16 protein-coding genes and 1 tRNA gene are annotated in these 18,185 nt (G+C 64.1%); 7 read left to right on the forward strand and 10 right to left on the reverse strand.

Translation table 11 applies throughout. The features are described 5' to 3' along the window. Positions 1-144: 144 nt before the first annotated feature. The 8 genes from BW970_RS08040 to BW970_RS08075 form a co-directional block, all read right to left on the reverse strand. Positions 145-1,341, reverse strand: coding sequence for a phenylacetate--CoA ligase family protein (locus tag BW970_RS08040; RefSeq protein ID WP_076529869.1), 1,197 nt, complete (start codon positions 1,339-1,341; stop codon positions 145-147). Between the two features lie 13 nt (positions 1,342-1,354). Next, complete coding sequence (locus tag BW970_RS08045) at positions 1,355-2,176, reverse strand: ABC transporter ATP-binding protein (protein ID WP_076529870.1); 822 nt, start codon at positions 2,174-2,176, stop codon at positions 1,355-1,357. A gap of 59 nt (positions 2,177-2,235) precedes the next feature. Beyond that, on the reverse strand, positions 2,236-3,525 hold the full coding sequence (locus BW970_RS08050) for an ABC transporter substrate-binding protein (protein WP_076529871.1): 1,290 nt from the start codon (positions 3,523-3,525) through the stop codon (positions 2,236-2,238). A 57-nt stretch (positions 3,526-3,582) separates the two neighbouring features. Further along, positions 3,583-4,659, reverse strand: a complete 1,077-nt coding sequence (locus tag BW970_RS08055; protein WP_076529872.1) for a branched-chain amino acid ABC transporter permease — start codon at positions 4,657-4,659, stop codon at positions 3,583-3,585. 92 nt (positions 4,660-4,751) lie between these two features. Then, positions 4,752-4,982, reverse strand: a complete 231-nt coding sequence (locus BW970_RS08060; protein WP_076529873.1) for a hypothetical protein — start codon at positions 4,980-4,982, stop codon at positions 4,752-4,754. Between the two features lie 207 nt (positions 4,983-5,189). After that, the gene (locus tag BW970_RS08065) at positions 5,190-6,176 is read right to left on the reverse strand and encodes a branched-chain amino acid ABC transporter permease (protein ID WP_076529874.1); all 987 of its coding nucleotides are present in this window, start codon (positions 6,174-6,176) and stop codon (positions 5,190-5,192) included. A gap of 33 nt (positions 6,177-6,209) precedes the next feature. Further along, positions 6,210-7,043 carry an ABC transporter ATP-binding protein gene (locus tag BW970_RS08070; RefSeq protein ID WP_076529875.1) on the reverse strand — a complete coding sequence of 278 codons (834 nt, stop codon included), beginning with the start codon at positions 7,041-7,043 and terminating at the stop codon, positions 6,210-6,212. Further along, complete coding sequence (locus BW970_RS08075) at positions 7,040-9,010, reverse strand: long-chain fatty acid--CoA ligase (protein ID WP_076529876.1); 1,971 nt, start codon at positions 9,008-9,010, stop codon at positions 7,040-7,042. Before BW970_RS08075 ends, BW970_RS08070 begins: the two co-directional genes overlap by 4 nt. Positions 9,011-9,276: 266 nt before the next feature. On the opposite strand from BW970_RS08075, the gene BW970_RS08080 reads away from it, so the two are divergent. From BW970_RS08080 to BW970_RS08090, 3 genes are all read left to right on the forward strand, one after another. Beyond that, positions 9,277-11,217: a hybrid sensor histidine kinase/response regulator gene (locus tag BW970_RS08080; RefSeq protein ID WP_076529877.1), complete on the forward strand. Its 1,941-nt coding sequence runs from the start codon at positions 9,277-9,279 to the stop codon at positions 11,215-11,217. Continuing rightward, positions 11,214-11,921 (forward strand): response regulator transcription factor, encoded by a 708-nt coding sequence (locus BW970_RS08085; protein WP_076529878.1) that lies wholly within the window; start codon positions 11,214-11,216, stop codon positions 11,919-11,921. Before BW970_RS08080 ends, BW970_RS08085 begins: the two co-directional genes overlap by 4 nt. A 143-nt stretch (positions 11,922-12,064) precedes the next feature. Continuing rightward, positions 12,065-13,288, forward strand: a complete 1,224-nt coding sequence (locus BW970_RS08090; protein ID WP_076529879.1) for an MFS transporter — start codon at positions 12,065-12,067, stop codon at positions 13,286-13,288. Positions 13,289-13,414: 126 nt separating this feature from the next. Here the strand turns inward: BW970_RS08090 and ykgO are convergent, their stop codons facing one another. Both ykgO and BW970_RS08100 read right to left on the reverse strand, forming a co-directional pair. Next, the gene (gene ykgO, locus BW970_RS08095; protein ID WP_028031613.1) at positions 13,415-13,540 is read right to left on the reverse strand and encodes a type B 50S ribosomal protein L36; all 126 of its coding nucleotides are present in this window, start codon (positions 13,538-13,540) and stop codon (positions 13,415-13,417) included. A 69-nt stretch (positions 13,541-13,609) separates the two neighbouring features. Continuing rightward, positions 13,610-13,684 (reverse strand) — tRNA-Val (locus BW970_RS08100). 186 nt (positions 13,685-13,870) lie between these two features. On the opposite strand from BW970_RS08100, the gene BW970_RS08105 reads away from it, so the two are divergent. The 4 genes from BW970_RS08105 to recQ all read left to right on the forward strand — a co-directional run bounded on the left by BW970_RS08105 (position 13,871) and on the right by recQ (position 18,123). Then, positions 13,871-14,740 (forward strand): N-formylglutamate amidohydrolase, encoded by an 870-nt coding sequence (locus BW970_RS08105; RefSeq protein WP_076529880.1) that lies wholly within the window; start codon positions 13,871-13,873, stop codon positions 14,738-14,740. A gap of 112 nt (positions 14,741-14,852) precedes the next feature. Beyond that, positions 14,853-15,671 carry a tRNA (guanosine(37)-N1)-methyltransferase TrmD gene (trmD, locus tag BW970_RS08110; RefSeq protein ID WP_083701169.1) on the forward strand — a complete coding sequence of 273 codons (819 nt, stop codon included), beginning with the start codon at positions 14,853-14,855 and terminating at the stop codon, positions 15,669-15,671. A 123-nt stretch (positions 15,672-15,794) separates the two neighbouring features. Next, complete coding sequence (locus BW970_RS08115) at positions 15,795-16,079, forward strand: YggT family protein (RefSeq protein ID WP_076529881.1); 285 nt, start codon at positions 15,795-15,797, stop codon at positions 16,077-16,079. Between the two features lie 4 nt (positions 16,080-16,083). Then, on the forward strand, positions 16,084-18,123 hold the full coding sequence (recQ, locus tag BW970_RS08120; RefSeq protein ID WP_076529882.1) for a DNA helicase RecQ: 2,040 nt from the start codon (positions 16,084-16,086) through the stop codon (positions 18,121-18,123). Positions 18,124-18,185 lie beyond the last annotated feature (62 nt).

The following is an 18,185-nucleotide window of genomic DNA, read 5'->3' on the forward strand; positions in this document are numbered from 1 at the left end:
GGGCCTCATTGCAGCCAAGGGGGGCTATCCGCCCCCATGGTGTGCACCACGCCCACTCCCCCAGCATATCTGGATCGAGGCAAAGGCGCGGCCAGACATTCCGCCCCGCCAGACCGCGTGATAGTCTGGTAGGCCGGAGCCGCCTCAGCCGTAGCTGCGGCGGTCTTCGATCACCTTGCCATCGTTCGGCAGGCTGCCCGGCGGCACCAGTTCGACCCGGCCCTTCAACTTCAGCACATCCAGCACCGACCCTTCATAGAGCGCGGGATTGGAGGCGCGGGTTTCCACCTGAACCGTCATCACATCCATCTCGCCATCGCGGTCGGCGATGACTCTGGCGCGTGTGACTTCGGCATGGCGGGCGACAAAATCCGCAACCTGTTCGGGGCGGACGAACATGCCCTTGATCTTGGTGGTCTGGTCCGCGCGACCCATCCAGCCCCTGATCCGCAGATTGGTGCGGCCGCAGGGCGACTGGCCCGGCATCAGCGCCGAAAGATCGCCGGTGGCAAACCGGATCAACGGATAGTCCGGGTTGAGGGTGGTGACGACGACCTCGCCGACCTCGCCCAAGGGCACGGGATCGCCCGTGCCGGGGCGGACGATTTCGACGATGACCCCTTCGTCAAGGATCATGCCTTCCATCGCGGCGGATTCATAGGCGATGTTCCCCAGATCGGCCGTAGCATAGCACTGACGGCAGGTGATGCCGCGATCCGCATATTCCTGCCGCAGCGACGGGAACAGCGCACCACCGCCCACCACGGCCTTGGCCAGTTTGAGCGCGACCCCCATCTCGGCCGCCTTGTCGAGGATGACCTTGAGAAAGTCCGGCGTGCCGGCATAGGCCGTCGTTCCGATATCGGCCGCTGCGCGCACCTGCAGTTCGGTCTGGCCCGTTCCGGCCGGCACAACGGTCGCGCCCACCGCGCGGGCGGCATTGTCGAACATCATCCCGGCGGGCACCAGATGGTACGAAAAGCAGTTCTGCACGATGTCGGCCGCCCCGATCCCGCTGGCATAGAGAAACCGGCCAAGGCGCCACCAGTCATAGCCCAGCCCCCCCGGTTCATAGATCGGGCCAGGCGACTGAAAGATCTGCGCCACGTTCGATGCGGCCACACCGCCAAAGGGCGGCTGCGCCTGCTGGCCCGCGACCAACGCCGATTTACGCATGATCGGCAGCGACGACAGCTCGGCCAGCGACGCCAGGGCCACACCCTGCAAGGCGGCACCCGCCGGGCATTTGGCGGCACGCGAAAGCTGGGCGCGCAGACTGACGAGTTGATCCGCCTCGCGTTCATCCTGGCTGCGGGTTTCCAGGGCGTCGTAATACGGCATGACCCGTTCCTCCTTAGGCCAGCCAGCGTTTGCGGCGGCGATAGCTGCGCACATCGCGGAAGCTTTTGCGCCCCTTGTCCGACATGCCCAGGTAGAATTCCTTTACATCAGGGTTCTCGCGCAGATCTTGCGCCGTCCCCTCCATCACCACGCGCCCGCTTTCCAGAATATACCCCGTGTGGGCATAGCGCAGCGCCACGTTGGTGTTCTGCTCTGCCAACAGAAAGGTCACACCTTCCTTGTCGTTCACTTCGCGCACGATCTCGAAGATCTGCTCCACCAACTGCGGCGCAAGTCCCATCGAGGGTTCATCCAGCAGGATCGTTTCGGGGCGGCTCATCAAGGCGCGGCCGATGGCGGTCATCTGCTGTTCGCCGCCCGAGGTATAGCCAGCCTGGCTTTTGCGTCGTTCACGCAAGCGGGGGAAATAGGTATAGACCATCTCCAGGTCGCGGGCGACATCGGCCCGGCTGGCGCGGGTATAGGCGCCGGTCAGCAGGTTTTCCTCGACCGTCAGGTGTTCAAAGCAATGTCGCCCCTCCATCACCTGGATGACGCCCATGCGCACAAGATCGGCCGGGTTGCCCTCGGCGATATTCTGGCCGCGATAGAGGATCGACCCTTTGGTCACGTCGCCGCGTTCCGATTTCAACAGGCCCGAAATCGCCTTGAGCGTCGTGGACTTGCCAGCACCGTTGCCGCCCAGAAGCGCCGTGATCGCGCCCTTGGGCACGGAAAGGCTGACCCCTTTCAGCACCAGGATGACGTGGTTGTAGATCACCTCGATGTTGTTGACCTCCAGCAAGGTCTCGCGGGTGGGTGCGGCATCCAGCATGGCAGGGTTTCCCTTGGGCGTGGTTCCCGGCCCGCGGGATGCGGGCCGGGAAAGTGGCATCAGTTGCAGCGTTCAGCGATCTTGTTCTCGGCCGCATAGGCCGCGGAATCTTCAAGCACCAACGGATCGAGCACATCGTGATCGGGCTCGATGAAATCGGTGATCAGGTTCCACTTCTTGGCCGACGCATCCCACTGCTTGATCATTGCCGCGCCGGGGCCGCCATGGTCGGCACAGGTCGCCTGGAAGGGCTGGCCGAAATTCGGCAGGCCAAGCTCGGCCAGCCGCTCCGGGGTCAGCGCCAGAGCTTCCATCCCGTCACGCAGCTGCGGCGGAGTGATCTTGGAGCTTCCGACCGCCGCTTGCGTGGTGCGGATCGCCTCTGCCACGACCATCGCGGCATACATGCCACGCGAATAGACCGCGCTGCCGATCTGATCGCCTGCGCCGGCTTTCTTGCCCGCGTCGTAGACATATGTCTTCAGGTCGTCATACACCGGATAGTCCATGCCCACGCCGTGGAACGTCAGCGCCTTGTAGCCATTGGCCCCATCGCCCGCCGGGTTCACGTCGTTTTCCGACCCCGACCACCAGATGCCGATGAAATTCTCCATCGGGAACCGGATGTTCGCCGCTTCCTGGATTGCCACGGCATTCATGACACCCCAGCCCCACATCAGCACATAGTCGGGCTTGTCGCGGCGGATCTGCAACCACTGCGATTTCTGCTCCTGTCCGGGGCTGTCAACGGGCAGCAGGCTGAGCGTGAAGCCGTGCTTCTTGGACAGTTCTTCCAGGGTGCGGATCGGTTCCTTGCCATAGGCAGAATTGTGATAGACCAGCGCAACCTTCTTGCCGTTCAGATCGCCGCCATTTTCCTGCAGCAGATACTTGATCGCCACCGAAGCGCCATCCCAGTAGTTCGCCGGGTAGTTGAAGACCCATTCGAACACCTTGCCGTTGGCCGCCGAGGTCCGGCCATAGCCGGGGGTATACATCGGGATCTTGTCGGCCGTGACCCTGGGGATCAGCTGATAGGTGATGCCGGTCGACAGCGGGTTGTAGATCAGCGCGCCCGAACCCTTGGTCGATTCATAGCATTCGACACCCTTCTCGGTGTTATAGGCCGTCTCGCATTCCGGCACGACGATCTTTTCGCCGCCGATGCCGCCATCGCGTTCGTTCAGCAGGGTGAAATAGTCGCTGAAACCATCGGCATAGGGAATGCCACCTGCGGCGAACGGCCCCGTGCGGTAGCTCAGGTTCGGCACCACCAGATCGGCCTGCGCCATCCCCGCTGCCGACGCGGCAATCGCAGCCGCCGCCAGCATCGTAAAGGTCTGTTTCATTCTGCATCCTCCCAGTTGCAATATCGCCGGTTGTCCCGGCATCCCTTCGGCCCGGACCTAGTGCGGAAAGGGCCAGAGTCTCAGTTTTTCCTTGGTCACGCGCCACAGTTGCGCCAGCCCGTGCGGCTCCAGGATCAGGAATGTGACGATCAGCGCGCCGATGATCATCAACTCGATATGGGCCGCGAGATCCGTCGGCCAGCCCAGCATTCCGACCAGCACGTTCTTGAGAAACACCGGCAACAGCACCAGGAACGCAGCCCCTGCAAAGCTGCCGAAGATGCTGCCCAGACCGCCGATGATCACCATGAACAACACGAGAAAGCTCTTGTTGATCCCGAAGGACTCGCCCACCTCGGCCGCCCCCAGATAGACGGCAAAGAACAGCGCCCCGGCGATCCCGATAAAGAAGGACGAGACCGCAAAGGCCGACAGCTTGCTGCGCAGCGGGTTCACGCCGATGATCTCCGCCGCGATGTCCATGTCCCGGATCGCCATCCACTGCCGACCGATGGACCCACGCGTCAGGTTGCGCGCGATCCAGGCGACAATGAACAGGATCACCAGACAGAACAGATACTTGGCCCAGGCCGGCGTGTTCGCACCAGTAACGGCGATGCCAAATACCGTACGTTCCGGCGCGTTGATCTGCCCCGAGGCCGAGTAGTTGTAGAACCACGGCACCTTGTTGAACAACCACACCAGAAAGAACTGCGCCGCCAGGGTCGCCACCGCCAGATAGAACCCCTTGATCCGCAAGGATGGCAGGCCGAACAACACCCCCACCATGGCGGTGATGCCCCCTGCGAGCATGACGTGGAAAAAGATGTTCACATCCGGAAAGCCGGTCATCAGCTTGTAGCAGGCATAGGCCCCCACCGCCATGAACCCGCCCGTCCCAAGCGAGACCTGACCGCAATAGCCGGTCAGGATGTTCAGTCCCAGCGCCGCAATGGCATAGATCAGGAACGGCACGAATACCGCGTTTGCCCAGTAGTCATTGATCAGGAACGGCACCACGCCAAAGGCGACGGCCATCAGCACATAATATCCGGTCCGGTCGAACCGGATCGGAAAGGTCTGGCTGTCGTCGCGGTAGGTGGCCTTGAAATCCCCTGCCTCACGGTAAAGCATCGCTCAGACCCTCCCCACGGTCACGCAAAAGGGCGCGGATCCCGGCATGGGATCGCGCGCCCTGAAATGTTGATCTTGCCGCGCCCCGGCCGTCAGGCGTGCGCGGTTTCCTCTTGCGTCACGCGCTCTCCGCGCGCCAGTTCCTGCGTCAGGGCGACCAGCCGCACCCGCGCCCAGATCCCCGCTCCAAGGCCCAGCAGCGCCAGCACCAGCACCGCACCGAACAGCGGATGCCCGTCGATGAAGGCCAATACCGACAGCCCTCCGAACACCCAGAAGGCCGAGAAGCCCAGCGTGCAGGCGATTGCCCAGAACTTCTTCATTCCGCGACCCCTCCCAGAGTCCGGCGCGGGATGCGCCAGTATGCCGCAGAGTAGAAACGCCGCAGACACGCGGTGTCAACATGCATTCGGAATTCGGCATGTGACGATTGCCCTGTTTTTCATCTTGCAGAAATACCCTCCGGGGGGTGCGGGGGGTGGAAAACCCCCCGCTGCGGCCGGTTCGGGTGAAGCGTGCGTCCGACATGGTCATACCCGCTCGATGATCTTTTCGCCGAACAGCCCCTGCGGGCGGAACACGAGGAAGATCAGGGCCAGCACATAGGCGAACCAGTTCTCGGTTGCGCCGCCGATCAGAGGGCCGGCGAAGAATTCGAACAGTTTCTCGCCCACACCGATGATCAGCCCGCCGACAATGGCACCGGGGATCGAGGTAAAGCCGCCCAGCATCAGCACCGGCAGCGCCTTGAGCGCGATCAGGCTGAGCGAGAACTGCACACCGGACTTGGAGCCCCACATGATGCCCGCAACAAGGGCGACGAAGCCCGCGATCGACCAGGTCAGCACCCAGATGAACCGCAACGAGATGCCGACCGACAGCGCGGCCTGGTGATCATCCGCGACGGCCCGCAGGGCCCGGCCCTGTTTGGAATACTGCGAGAACAGCGTCAGGCTGACCACAAGGATCACCGCCACCACCGTCGCCACGATATCCAGCTGGTCGATGAAGAACCCATAGCCAAAGGCGTTGTAGGTGAAATCGTCGATGGCCCCCGACATGCCTTGCGGAATGCCCACGTCCAGCTTCTTGATGTCGGCGCCCCACATCACATCGCCCATACCTTCCAGGAAATAGGCCAGGCCGATGGTCGCCATGAACAGGATGATCGGCTCCTGGTTCACCAGATGCTTGAGCACGAAGCGTTCGACCAGAATGGCCAGTCCGACCATGACGAGGGCTGTCAGCAAGATGGCGAGAACGGCCGGGACATGCCAACCGAAATGGTGGATCGACGTGCCGAAGATCGCGTTGATCAGATGGGCAAAGGGCACCTGCCCGTTCTGGATGCCCACCAGCGTCAGCGCCGCGAACAGCGCCAGCACCCCTTGCGCATAGTTAAAGATACCGCTGGCCTTGAAGATCAGCACAAAGCCCAGGGCCACCAGCGCATAGAGCACCCCGGCCATCAGGCCGTTCAGCGTGACTTCGATGGCGTAAAGAAGCGTCTCGGGCATCACACCCTCCCTTGGGCGGAACGGAACAGGCGATCAGTCATGGCTCACCCCCAGATAGGCGTCGATCACGGCCTGATTGCTGCGAATGTCATCGGGCGACCCGTCGCCGATCTTTTTGCCGTAATCCATCACGACCACACGGTCCGACAGATCCATCACCACGCCCATGTCATGTTCGATAAGGGCAATCGTGGTGCCGAATTCGTCGTTCACATCCAGGATAAAGCGGCACATATCCTCTTTTTCCTCGACGTTCATGCCGGCCATCGGTTCGTCCAGCAGCAACAGCTTGGGTTCTGCGGCCAGTGCGCGCGCCAGTTCCACCCGCTTTTTCAGGCCATAGGGCAGTCGCCCCACGGGTGTCTTGCGGATGTGCTGGATCTCCAGAAAGTCGATGATCTTCTCGACCTTCTCGCGGTGCTCGTCTTCCTCGCGCTGCGCGCGGCCCCACCACAGGGCCTGTTGCGCAATATTGGTGTTCATCATCGTCAGGCGGCCGGTCATGATGTTGTTCAGAACCGACATGCCTTCGAACAGGGCGATGTTCTGGAAGGTGCGGGCAATGCCCTGACGCGCGACCTCATAGGGTTTCATCGGCGGGCGCCGGGCGCCACGGAACCAGACCTCGCCCTCTTGCGGGACGTAGAAACCCGAAATCACGTTGAGCATCGACGATTTCCCGGCTCCGTTCGGCCCGATGATCGCGCGGATCTCGCCTTCGCGGATGTCAAAGGAAATGTCGGTGATCGCCTTCACCCCGCCGAAACGCAGCGTGATGTTCTTCATTTCCATCAGCACGGGGCCGATCTTGCGGCCATCGGCGGTGGTCCAGCCCTCGGCGGGCATCGTCTGGGCGGCGGCGGTCATGCGGCCTCCTTGCGGGATTTGGCGACGGGCACGACCTTGGCATCACGCAGTTCCAGCGTGGCGCTGATATAGCCCTTGCGGCCGTCCTCATAGGTGACTTCGGTACGGGTGCTGACCTGTTTGGCGCCGTCGTACAGACCCGCAATCAGATCGGAGAATTTTTCCGCCACGATATTGCGGCGCACCTTGCGGGTACGCGTCATTTCGCCATCGTCGGCGTCCAGTTCCTTGTGCAGCACAAGGAAGCGGTGGATCTGACATCCCGACAGCATCCGGTCTTGCGCGACAGAGGCGTTCACCTCTTCGACATGGCGCTGGATGGTGTCCAGCACCTTGGGGTGCCCGGCCAGTTCCTGATAGCTGGAATAGGCGATGTTGTTGCGTTCCGCCCAGTTGCCAACCGCCGTCAGATCGATGTTGATAAAGGCGGTGCAGCGGTCGCGCCCGGCACCAAAGACCACCGCCTCCAGGATGTTCGGGTAGAACTTCAGCTTGTTTTCCACATATTTCGGGGCAAACAGGCTGCCATCGGCCATCTTGCCGACATCCTTGGCCCGGTCGATGATACGCAGGTGCCCAGTGCCCTCCTCGAAGAACCCGGCGTCGCCCGTCGCCACCCAACCCTCGGGATCCTTGGTCGATGCGGTGCTTTCGGGATTCTTGTAATAGGCCACAAAGGTGCCGGGGCTGCGGTACAGCACCTCGCCATTGTCGGCGATCCTGACCTCGACCCCTGGCGAGGGCACACCCACCGTATCCGACCGCACCTGGCCATCAGGCTGCTGGGTGATGAACACCGTCGCCTCGGTCTGGCCATAGAGCTGTTTGAGGTTGATCCCCAGCGAGCGGTAGAAATCGAAGATCTCGGGGCCGATCGCCTCGCCCGCAGTATAGCCGACGCGGATGCGCGAAAAGCCCAGCGTGTTTTTCAACGGTCCGTAGACGAGCAGATCGCCCAGCGCATAGCGCAGGCGATCCATGCCCGACACGGGCTTGCCATCCAGAATGTCAGGACCGACACGCCGTGCCACCGCCATGAAGTGATCGAACAGCTTCTTCTTGAACCGTCCCGCGTCTTCCATGCGGATCATCACGCTGGTGAGCTGGCCTTCGAACACCCGCGGAGGCGCAAAGAAATAGGTCGGTCCGATTTCCCGCAGGTCGGTCATCATCGTGGCGGCCGATTCCGGGCAGTTCACGCAAAAGCCTGTCCAGTACGCCTGCCCGACCGAAAAGATGAAATCGCCGACCCAAGCCATGGGCAGATAGGCCAGAATATCGTCACCCGCCGCCAGCCGGTCGAATTCGGACGAGTTCCGCGCCGTTTCTATGACATTGCGGTTCGACAGCACCACACCCTTGGGCTTGCCCGTGGTCCCGGATGTGTAAAGCATCACACAGGTATGGTCCCAGGTCAGTTCCGCGATGCGGGCGTCCAGCTCTGCCTCGACGCGCTGATGGCCGGCGCGGCCTTCTTCGGCCACATCATGCAGCCAGTTCAGGTGGCTGTGATCGTATTTCCGCATCCCGCGTTTGTCGTGATACAGGATATGCTCGATGTTCGGCAGCCGGTCCTGAACCTCCAGCACCTTGTCCACCTGTTCCTGATCGCCCACGATCACGAAGCGCGCACCGCAATGATCCAGCACATAGGCCATCTCTTCGGCAACGGCATCCTGATAGAGCGGAACCGGAACCGCACCGCACATCTGCGCCGCGACCATGGACCAATAGAGCGCCGGGCGGTTGCGCCCGATGATGGCAACATGATCGCCCCGGTTGATGCCAAGCACCATAAGCCCCAGCGCCATGTTCCGGATCTCTTGCGCCGTCTGGGCCCAGGTCCAGCTTTGCCAGATGCCGAATTCCTTTTCCCGGTAGGCGGCCTTGGCGCCATGCACCTGCACATTGCGCGCGAGCAGCGCCGGGATGGAGCAAAGTTCGCCTGTCGGCGTTTGCGAAACCACGGAATATCCCTCCCTTGGCCGGAAAGCTGCCGCGCCTCCACGCAGCAACCTTTCGGCGCCTCCTCTGCTTTGCGACATTGGTCGGGGGGAAAGCTTGCCTGACTTTTTCGCAATCCTTACGAATTGTAACGGTCGCGCAAAACACTTTCCGGCCCGTGGAAACGGGTGCTAGACCGGACAGACACCGCCCGCATTCATCGGCGGACCGGGGCCCTTGGCGGCTTGCGGTCAGGCGCGGAACATGGACGGTCTTGGGGAGGATGCGGATGCCGGCGGCAGAAGAGACCCATGCAGGGTTGATCCGGGCAGGGCTGAACCTGATCCAGCAAGGGCTGTCGATCTTCGACAGCGACCTTCGGCTGGCGGTCTGCAACCGGCGTTTCCAGAGCATGTTCGACTTTCCTGACGAACTGGTCACGCCGGGGGCCGCCTTCGAAGACGTCATCCGCTTTCAGGTCGGGCGCGGTGAATATGGCCCGGTGGACGACGCCGATGCCGCAGTGCGGATGCGGGTCGAGGCGGCCCGTGCCTTTGTGCCGCATTACATGGAACGCCAGCGTGCGAATGGGCGCTGGATTTCCGTCGAGGGGGCTCCTTTGCCGCAAGGCGGATGGGTGACTGTCTACACCGACATCACCGAAGTGAAGCTGCAAGAGGGCCTGCTGCGCGCGCGGTCAGAAGAACTGTCCGACGAGGTTCTGGCCAATGCCGAACGGCTGGCGCAGACAAACCGGCAACTCGCGGCCAGCAACGCCGCACTGGAAGAAGCCAAGCGCGAACTGACAGAGATGGAGGCACGCACCCGGCTGACGACCGAGATGATGCCCGCGCATATCGCCCATGTGGGCCGCGATCTGCGGTATACCTATTCCAACAGGCGGCTGAATTCCGTGTTGCCGGGCCGGCCTTCCAACATCCTGGGGCTGACCGGGCGCGAGGCTCTGGGCCCGTCCACCTTTGCCAAAATCGAACAGAACCTTCGCCAGGCACTGGCCGGCGAGGCCACGGTATTGGAGTTTTCCGACGACGACAGCGGGCGGCGCATCCGGGGCGCCTTTACCCCTGATCGCGTCGGCGACGGGCCGATCAGCGGGGTCTACATCCTGTCGATGGACGTAACCGAAGAGGTGCAGGCCCGTGCCGCCCTGACCCAGACCCGCAAACGGGAACTGGCCGCGCAGTTGACCAGCGGCCTTGCGCATGACTTCGCCAATCTGCTGACGATCATCCTGGGGCTGCAATCGCGGCTTGCCAAACTGGAGCTTCCCGCCGAAGCCCCTGATCTGGTTCAGGGCACGCTGGCCGCCGCCCGGCGCGGCGGTGTCTTGCTGGACCGGATCGGCTCGATCTCCGGCAAGCGGGCCCTGAAACCTGTTGCCGTGGATCTGACCGCCTTTGGCACGGAGCTGCGCACGCTGGCGCGGGCTGCATTGTCGGACCGGATGACGCTGGAAATCCGCATCGACGATTTCGGCGGCCCGGTGCTGCTGGACCCTGGCGCGATGCAGGACGCCTTGCTCAACTTGATCCTGAATGCCCGAGACGCCATCGGGTCCGCCGGAGGGCGCATCACGGTGACAATCCGGCCGGTGCGCGACACATGGGCAGAGTTCACCGTTGCCGACGACGGCCCCGGTTTCACCCCCGAGGCGCTGGAGCGGGGTCTGGATCCGTTCTTCACCACCAAGGGGGGCGAAGGGTCGGGGCTGGGTCTGGCAATGGTGTTCGACCATGCCAATCTGGCGGGCGGGTCCGTGCGGCTGGCCAACCGGGTGCCGCGTGGCGGGCTGGTGACATTGCGCTTGCCGCTGCGGCGGGTCGCGGCGCCAGGGCCGCCGGGGCTGGTGCTTCTGGTCGAGGACAGCGACGACATCCGCCAGTCCGTGCGCGAAATGCTGCGCAGTTTCGGCCATGCGGTGATCGAGGCCACGAGCGCCGAGGAGGCGCTATCGCTGGCCGCCCTGCCCGGATTGCGGCTGATCCTGTCGGACATCAACCTGAAAGGCGCCGCAACAGGGGTGGATCTGGCAGAACATCTGACCAACGATGAGGTAGACGTGCCGGTCATGCTGATGACGTCATTGCCGGCCACGGATCCGCGCCGCAGGCGGGCAGAACACCGCTTTCCGGTCCTGGCAAAACCCTTTGATGCTGTCACGCTGTCGGCCTTCCTGTCCGGCGTGCCCCAGAAAGAGCCCGCTGCATGACCCAGTCTCATATTGCCGTTCTGGATGACGAACCGGAAATCCGCCGGATGCTGGCCGATGCGCTGACCGAGGCAGGCTATCGCGTCACCACATTCGCCCGCGCGACCGAGTTCGAGGCGGCCTTGAACCGTGGAACGCCGGATGTGTGCCTGGTGGATCTTGGCCTGCCCGACCGCGACGGATTGGCCGTGGTGCACCGTCTGGCCCTGGAATCGGGGGCGGCGATCATCATCATTTCCGGTCGCGCGCAGGTGCAGGACCGGGTCACCGGGCTGGAACTGGGCGCCGACGATTACATCATCAAGCCGTTCGAACCCGCCGAAGTGGTGGCCCGCGTACGCGCCCGGCTGCGCAAGGGGCGCGGCGAGGCGGCCCCCCGCGCGCCCCAGGTGGCCCGGTTCAACGGCTGGCGGGCCGAATTCGACCGCTATGTCCTGGTGGCAGCGGACGGCACAGAAGTGCCGTTCAGCCATGCAGAGGGCGAAGTCCTGCGCATGTTCCTCGACAGCCCCAAGCGGCTTATCAGTCGCGCCCAGATGCAGGAAACCCTGGGCGGTGCGGCAGGAGAGAGCTTTGACCGCGCGATGGACGTGCGCATCTCGCGCCTGCGCACCAAGCTGGGAGAGGATCCCAAGAACCCCCACCTGATCAAGACGATCTATGGCGCAGGCTATATCTTTCTGGGTGAGGTGAGTTGGACCTAGGGCCAGAGCGCCGCGCCGGGGATCTGCACCAACGGCACGGCCCCCCTTGCCTTTCCCCTGCGGAAGGGTCTTTCTGCGGCGGACCCTGATCCGAGTCTTTCGCTCGGCCGGTCTGTCCGTCTGCAAGGAAGCGAACACCCCAGATGACAACTGCAACCCTTTCGGCCCCAACCCGCCCCCGCACTTATACCGCCGTGCTGATCGTTCTGGGCATGAGCCATTTCCTGAACGACCTGATGCAGTCGCTGATCCCGGCCGCCTATCCGTTGCTGAAGGAAAGCTACGCCCTGGATTTCTGGCAGATCGGCATGATCACCATGACCTTCCAGATCGCCGGGTCGCTGTTGCAGCCGGTCATCGGCTTTGTCACCGACAAGCACCCGGCCCCCTATTCGCCGGTGGTGGGCATGATGTTCACGCTGTCGGGGCTGGTCAGCCTGGCCTTTGCGCACAGCTATGCGGTGATCCTCGTCTCTGTTGCGCTGATCGGCATCGGCTCGTCGATCTTTCACCCGGAAGCGACCCGCATGGCCCGCTATGCGGCGGGCGGGCGGCAGGGACTGGCGCAGGGCATCTTCCAGGTCGGCGGTCAGGCAGGCGGGGCGCTGGGGCCGGTTTTTGCCGCGCTGATCATCGTGCCGTGGGGGCAGCCCAGCCTGGCCTGGTTCGCCGTCACGGCGCTGTTGGCGATGGCGCTGCTCGGCTGGATCGGCAGCAGACAACGCGAGATCGCCGCCGCCTTTGCCGCAGGCCGGGCGGCCAGCACCGCAGGGGGCAAGGCCGCAGTCGCCCACGCCCCCCGGACGGTGCTGATCGGCATGGTGGTCCTGACCCTGTTGATGTTCTCCAAGAACGCCTATGGCGAGAGTTTCCGGTCGTTCTATACCTTTTACCTGATGGACCGCTTCGGGCTGTCGATTCCCTCGGCGCAGATGATGCTGTTCATCTTCCTGTTGGCCGCCGCAGCAGGCGCCTTGATTGGCGGCATGGTGGGCGACCGTATCGGACGATATCGGGTGATCTGGATCTCGGTGCTCGGCCCCTTGCCGCTGACGCTGATCCTGCCGCATGTCGATCTGTTCTGGACGGGCATCCTGACGGTGATGATCAACCTGATCATGGCCAGCGCCTTTGCCTCGATCCTGATCTACGCGATGGAACTGGCCCCGAACCGCATCGGGCTGATCGGCGGGTTGTTCTACGGGCTGAACTTCGGCCTTGGCGGTATTGCCGCCGCGATTCTGGGGGCATTGGCGGACAGCTATGGCGTCGAGACCGTCTATCAGATCTGCGCATTCCTGCCCCTGGCGGGCTTGCTGGCATGGTTCCTGCCAAAGATCGACGACGGGCGCGGGGTGGGCGGTTAGACCGGGCCGTCAAAGGGGCGCGGGCATCCTGCGCCCCGCCCCATTGCAGCACCTGGCCTCGCTGATCCACAAAGAAAAAGGCCGCATCCGAAGATGCGGCCTTTTCTGCAAGCCCTGCGAAGCGGCTTAGCCCTGACGGGCCTTGTAGCGCTTCTGCGTCTTGTTGATCACATAGATCCGGCCCTTGCGGCGCACGATCTGGCAATCGCGGTGACGCTGCTTGAGCGAGCGGAGCGAGTTTGCGACCTTCATCGGTACTCTCCTTCTTCGCGGCGCGTCGCGCGCCTTTGGGTTGCCGTCTGCCCGTCGCCGGGCGGTGAATGGTGGGCGCGACAAGGATCGAACTTGTGACCCCTACGATGTCAACGTAGTGCTCTACCGCTGAGCTACGCGCCCTTCCCGCAAACCTGCCCGATCCCTTGCCGAAAAACAAAGGACGCGGAGCAGGACCGCGTCTGCGACTGGCGTATAGACAGAGTCGCGGGCGGCTTCAAGGGGGTCGATGACGGTTTCGCGCAAAAGCTCGGAAGGCATCGACAGCGGCGCGGATTGAGATGTAGCATTGCGGCCAAGGGGATACCGATGATCCGCACTGCATATGACCTGTTCCTGCCGCGCCGGCACGACACGGCGACCATCTTTGCCTCGCCCCATAGCGGACGGGACTATCCCGAAGGATTCGTTGCGCAAAGCCCGCTGGACCGGCGGGCGCTGCGATCGTCCGAGGATGCCTTTGTCGATATCCTGTTCGGCGCGGCCCCCGACCATGGCGCCCCGCTGCTTGCTGCGCGTGCGCCCCGTGCCTGGGTGGACCTGAACCGTGCCTGCGACGAACTCGACCCCGCCCTGATCGAGGGGGCGGCTCGTGGCGCGTTGAACCCGCGGGTCGCCTCGGGGTTGGGGGTGATTCCCCGCGTCGTCTCTGGCGGGCGCGTGATCCACCCCGGCAAGATCAGCCGGGTCGAGGCCGATGCGCGCCTTGCGGCGGCCTGGCATCCCTATCATCAGGCGTTGCAGTCCCTGTTGCAGGACGTGCGCCGACGGCAGGGCGCGGCCCTGTTGATCGACTGCCATTCGATGCCGCACGAAGCCATCGCCGCCCATTGCGCGCCTGGCAAGACCTGTCCCGAAGTGGTGCTGGGCGACCGTCATGGCTCTGCCTGCGCGCCGCAGGTGATGGCGGCGGTCGAGACCGCCTTTCAGCGCGCCGGTTTCCGGGTGGCACGCAACACACCTTTCGCCGGGGCCTATGTCAGCCATGCCTATGGCCGCCCCTCCATCGGGCAGCATGTCGTTCAGGTGGAAATCGACCGCGGGCTGTATATGGACGAAGCGCGCATCCTGCCTGCGCCGGGCTTTGACCCTGTCCGGCACCGCGTGACCCAGGTGGTGGCCGAACTGGCCGCGTTGGGGCGTCAGCTTGGATCGGGCCTGTCGCTCGCGGCGGAATAGGCGGCTGGCATCGGCCTGTTCTTGGGTGTATCGCGGGCAAGGTGACGCGCCCACGATCATTGCGGGGCCGCCACGGGACAAGGAACAGACGCAGCTCCCGGCAGGAGAAGGCATGAGCGAGAGCGGAAGCAAGGCGCGGTCGCATGGGCGGTTTTCGGTACAGGTCTCGGCACAGCCGCGTGATCTGATGCAAGACCCGCGCACCGTGCGCGGCGCATGGCGCGCACGCGTCATCACCCTGTTCCCGGAGGCGTTTCCAGGGACACTGGGCCTGTCGCTGACCGGCAAGGCACTGGATCAGGGATTGTGGGCGCTGGAGGCCATTGCGCTGCGCCAGTTTGGCGAGGGCCGCCACCGCAATGTCGATGATACGCCCGCAGGCGGCGGCGCGGGCATGGTGCTGCGGGCCGATGTGGTGACACGGGCATTGGCCGAGGCCAGTCAGGGCACCCCCCCTGACCGCAAGCTCTGGCCTATCGTCTATCTGTCGCCACGGGGGCAGCGGTTCGATCAGGGAACGGCGCGCTCCTGGGCCGCCGCAGAGGGCGTGACCATCATCTGTGGCCGGTTCGAAGGTGTCGATCAGCGCGTGCTGGACCGATTTGCCATCCAGGAGGTGTCCTTGGGCGATTTCGTGATGACCGGCGGAGAGATTGCCGCACAAGCGATGATCGACGCCACCGTCCGCCTGCTGCCCGGCGTGCTGGGCAATGCCGCCTCGACCGAGGAAGAAAGCTTTTCCGACGGCCTGCTGGAACATCCGCAATACACCCGCCCTGCCATCTGGGAAGGGCGCGAGATTCCGGCGGAGCTGACCTCTGGCAATCACGCCGAGGTCGAGAAATGGCGCCGCGCCGAGGCAGAGCGGATCACAGCCGAACGCAGACCAGACCTCTGGGCTGCCTATCTGGCGCGCAATTCCCGCGGCTGACCCGGACTCAACCGATTGTTCCCTGTTTTAGGCCTGGGACAGGCGGCGCAAGCGCCCATTGGCCTTGCCCTTGGGCGGGTGTGCCGCTAGCTAGATTCCGCTGACCCTTGCCCGGAGTGACAGATGACCTCGCTGCTGCAAATCCTGCTCATGATCCTGCAACTGGCGCAGTTCGTCATCATCATCCACATCATCATGAGCTGGCTGATCAACTTTCAGGTGCTGAACCTGCGCCAGCCGCTGGTCTATCAAATCTGGAACGGTCTCGAACGGCTGCTGGCCCCGATCTATGACCGTATCCGGTCGGTGCTGCCCAATCTGGGCGGGCTGGATCTGGCGCCGCTGATCGCGCTGCTGGCGATCTATGCGCTGCGTATCGTGATCATCAACAATTTCGCCGCCTTCTGATCTGATGCCCGACCCGCAAGAGGTACTGTCCCGCGTCTTCGGGTTTCCGGGATTCCGCCCCGGCCAGTCCGAGATCGTGCAGGCTGTTCTGGCGGGGCGCAACACGCTGGCCATCATGCCCACGGGCGGCGGCAAATCGCTGTGCTTCCAACTGCCGGCACTGTGCCGCGATGGCGTGACGGTGGTGATCTCGCCGCTGATCGCCCTGATGCGCGATCAGGTGCGCGCCCTGCGCGCCGTCGGGGTCGAGGCGGGGGCGCTGACATCGGGCAACACCGAGGCCGAAACGGACGAGGTGTTCCAGGCGCTGGACGACGGGCGGCTGAAACTGCTGTATTTGGCACCCGAGCGGCTGGCGAATGCGGGCACCCAGGCCATGCTGCGCCGCGTTGGCTGCACCATGATCGCCGTGGACGAGGCGCATTGCGTCAGCCAATGGGGCCACGACTTCCGCCCCGATTACCTGCGCATCGGGGAATTGCGGCAGTCGCTGGGCGTGCCACTGGCGGCCTTTACCGCCACCGCCGATGCCGAAACGCAAGGCGAGATCATCGCCCGGCTGTTCGGCGGCCAGACACCCGAGACCTTTCTACGCGGGTTCGACCGGCCCAACATCCACCTGGCCTTTGCCGCCAAGGACCAGCCGCGCAAACAGATCCTGTCGTTCATCACCGCCCGGCGGGGGCGGTCGGGCATCGTCTATTGCGGCACCCGCGCACGGACCGAAACCCTGGCCCAGGCGCTGCGCGACGAGGGGCACCCGGCCATCGCCTATCATGGCGGGATGGAGGCCGAGTTGCGCCGACAGGCCGAGGTGCGGTTCCAGCAGGAAGATGGCCTGATCGTGGTGGCCACCGTCGCCTTTGGCATGGGGATCGACAAGCCCGACATCCGCTGGGTGGCCCATGCCGACCTGCCCAAGTCGATCGAGGGCTATTATCAGGAAATCGGCCGCGCGGGCCGCGACGGTGCCCCCGCCGAAACCCTGACGCTTTATGGCGCGGACGATATCCGCCTGCGCCGCAGCCAGATCGACGAAGGTCTGGCCCCAGCCGACCGCAAGCAGGCCGACCATGCCCGCCTGAACGCCCTGCTGGGGCTGGCCGAGGCCACGGGCTGTCGCCGTCAGGTGCTGCTGGGCTATTTCGGCGAACAGGCTGGCCCCTGTGGCAACTGCGACCTGTGCGACCGGCCTGTCGAGATCTTCGACGCCACCGAAGCCGTGCGCAAGGCGCTGTCGGCCATCCTGCGCACCGGCGAAAGCTTTGGCGCCGGTCATCTGATTGACATCCTGCGCGGCAACGCGACGGACAAGGTCAAGGCGCGCGGGCACGACCGGCTGCCCACCTTTGCCGTCGGGCGCGACATGGCGAAATCCGCCTGGGATGCGGTATTCCGTCAGATGATGGGCCGCGATCTGGTCCGCCCCGATCCCGAGCGCCATGGTGCGCTGCGCATGACCGATGCCGCCGTGCCGGTGCTGAAGGGCGAACAACCCATCCACCTGCGCCGCGATGCGTTGAAATCGACGGACCGCCCCGCCGTCAAGGCGCTGGTGGCGGACGAGGATGCGCCGCTGCTGTCCGCACTCAAGGCCAAGCGGCGGGCGCTGGCCGAGGCGGCGGGCGTTCCGGCCTATATCGTCTTTCCTGACCGCACGCTGGTGGAAATGGCCGAGCGGCGCCCGATGACGATGGACGACATGGCAGGCATCACCGGCGTTGGTGCAAAGAAACTCGAAAGCTTCGGCGCCGCGTTTCTGGAAGTCATCGCAGGGGCGGCAGAGCCACTGCACCCGCAACGGATGCGGCTGGCAGGCCGCGCGGCAGGCGAGGTGTTCGATCGCTTGCAGGAAGCGCAACTGGACCTGTCGCGCGGGGCTGACGGGACCGGCAAGTATCTGTCCTGCACCCAGGCGACCTTGCGGGTGATCGCAGAACGTCGGCCATCCACGCTTGACGAGCTGGAGCGCGTGCAGGGGATGGGGCCGCACAAGGTGGAACGCTTTGGCCGCGCGTTTCTGGACATCTTGCGCGAAGGCTAGGGTGCAGTCGGCATCCCCGGCGGCGGGCCCACACCGCTGCCATTGCCGCAACACCCCCACGG

The organism is Gemmobacter megaterium, assembly GCF_900156815.1.
Lineage (GTDB): Bacteria > Pseudomonadota > Alphaproteobacteria > Rhodobacterales > Rhodobacteraceae > Wagnerdoeblera > Wagnerdoeblera megaterium.

What these genes read in the sequence shown, in the direction of transcription:
- BW970_RS08040 (WP_076529869.1), bottom strand. Translation starts at nt 1,341, where the DNA reads ATGCCGTATTACGACGCCCTGGAAACCCGCAGCCAGGATGAACGCGAG.
- BW970_RS08045 (WP_076529870.1), bottom strand. Translation starts at nt 2,176, where the DNA reads ATGCTGGATGCCGCACCCACCCGCGAGACCTTGCTGGAGGTCAACAAC.
- BW970_RS08050 (WP_076529871.1), bottom strand. Translation starts at nt 3,525, where the DNA reads ATGAAACAGACCTTTACGATGCTGGCGGCGGCTGCGATTGCCGCGTCG.
- BW970_RS08055 (WP_076529872.1), bottom strand. Translation starts at nt 4,659, where the DNA reads ATGCTTTACCGTGAGGCAGGGGATTTCAAGGCCACCTACCGCGACGAC.
- BW970_RS08060 (WP_076529873.1), bottom strand. Translation starts at nt 4,982, where the DNA reads ATGAAGAAGTTCTGGGCAATCGCCTGCACGCTGGGCTTCTCGGCCTTC.
- BW970_RS08065 (WP_076529874.1), bottom strand. Translation starts at nt 6,176, where the DNA reads ATGCCCGAGACGCTTCTTTACGCCATCGAAGTCACGCTGAACGGCCTG.
- BW970_RS08070 (WP_076529875.1), bottom strand. Translation starts at nt 7,043, where the DNA reads ATGACCGCCGCCGCCCAGACGATGCCCGCCGAGGGCTGGACCACCGCC.
- BW970_RS08080 (WP_076529877.1), top strand. Translation starts at nt 9,277, where the DNA reads ATGCCGGCGGCAGAAGAGACCCATGCAGGGTTGATCCGGGCAGGGCTG.
- BW970_RS08085 (WP_076529878.1), top strand. Translation starts at nt 11,214, where the DNA reads ATGACCCAGTCTCATATTGCCGTTCTGGATGACGAACCGGAAATCCGC.
- BW970_RS08090 (WP_076529879.1), top strand. Translation starts at nt 12,065, where the DNA reads ATGACAACTGCAACCCTTTCGGCCCCAACCCGCCCCCGCACTTATACC.
- ykgO (WP_028031613.1), bottom strand. Translation starts at nt 13,540, where the DNA reads ATGAAGGTCGCAAACTCGCTCCGCTCGCTCAAGCAGCGTCACCGCGAT.
- BW970_RS08105 (WP_076529880.1), top strand. Translation starts at nt 13,871, where the DNA reads ATGATCCGCACTGCATATGACCTGTTCCTGCCGCGCCGGCACGACACG.
- trmD (WP_083701169.1), top strand. Translation starts at nt 14,853, where the DNA reads ATGAGCGAGAGCGGAAGCAAGGCGCGGTCGCATGGGCGGTTTTCGGTA.
- BW970_RS08115 (WP_076529881.1), top strand. Translation starts at nt 15,795, where the DNA reads ATGACCTCGCTGCTGCAAATCCTGCTCATGATCCTGCAACTGGCGCAG.
- recQ (WP_076529882.1), top strand. Translation starts at nt 16,084, where the DNA reads ATGCCCGACCCGCAAGAGGTACTGTCCCGCGTCTTCGGGTTTCCGGGA.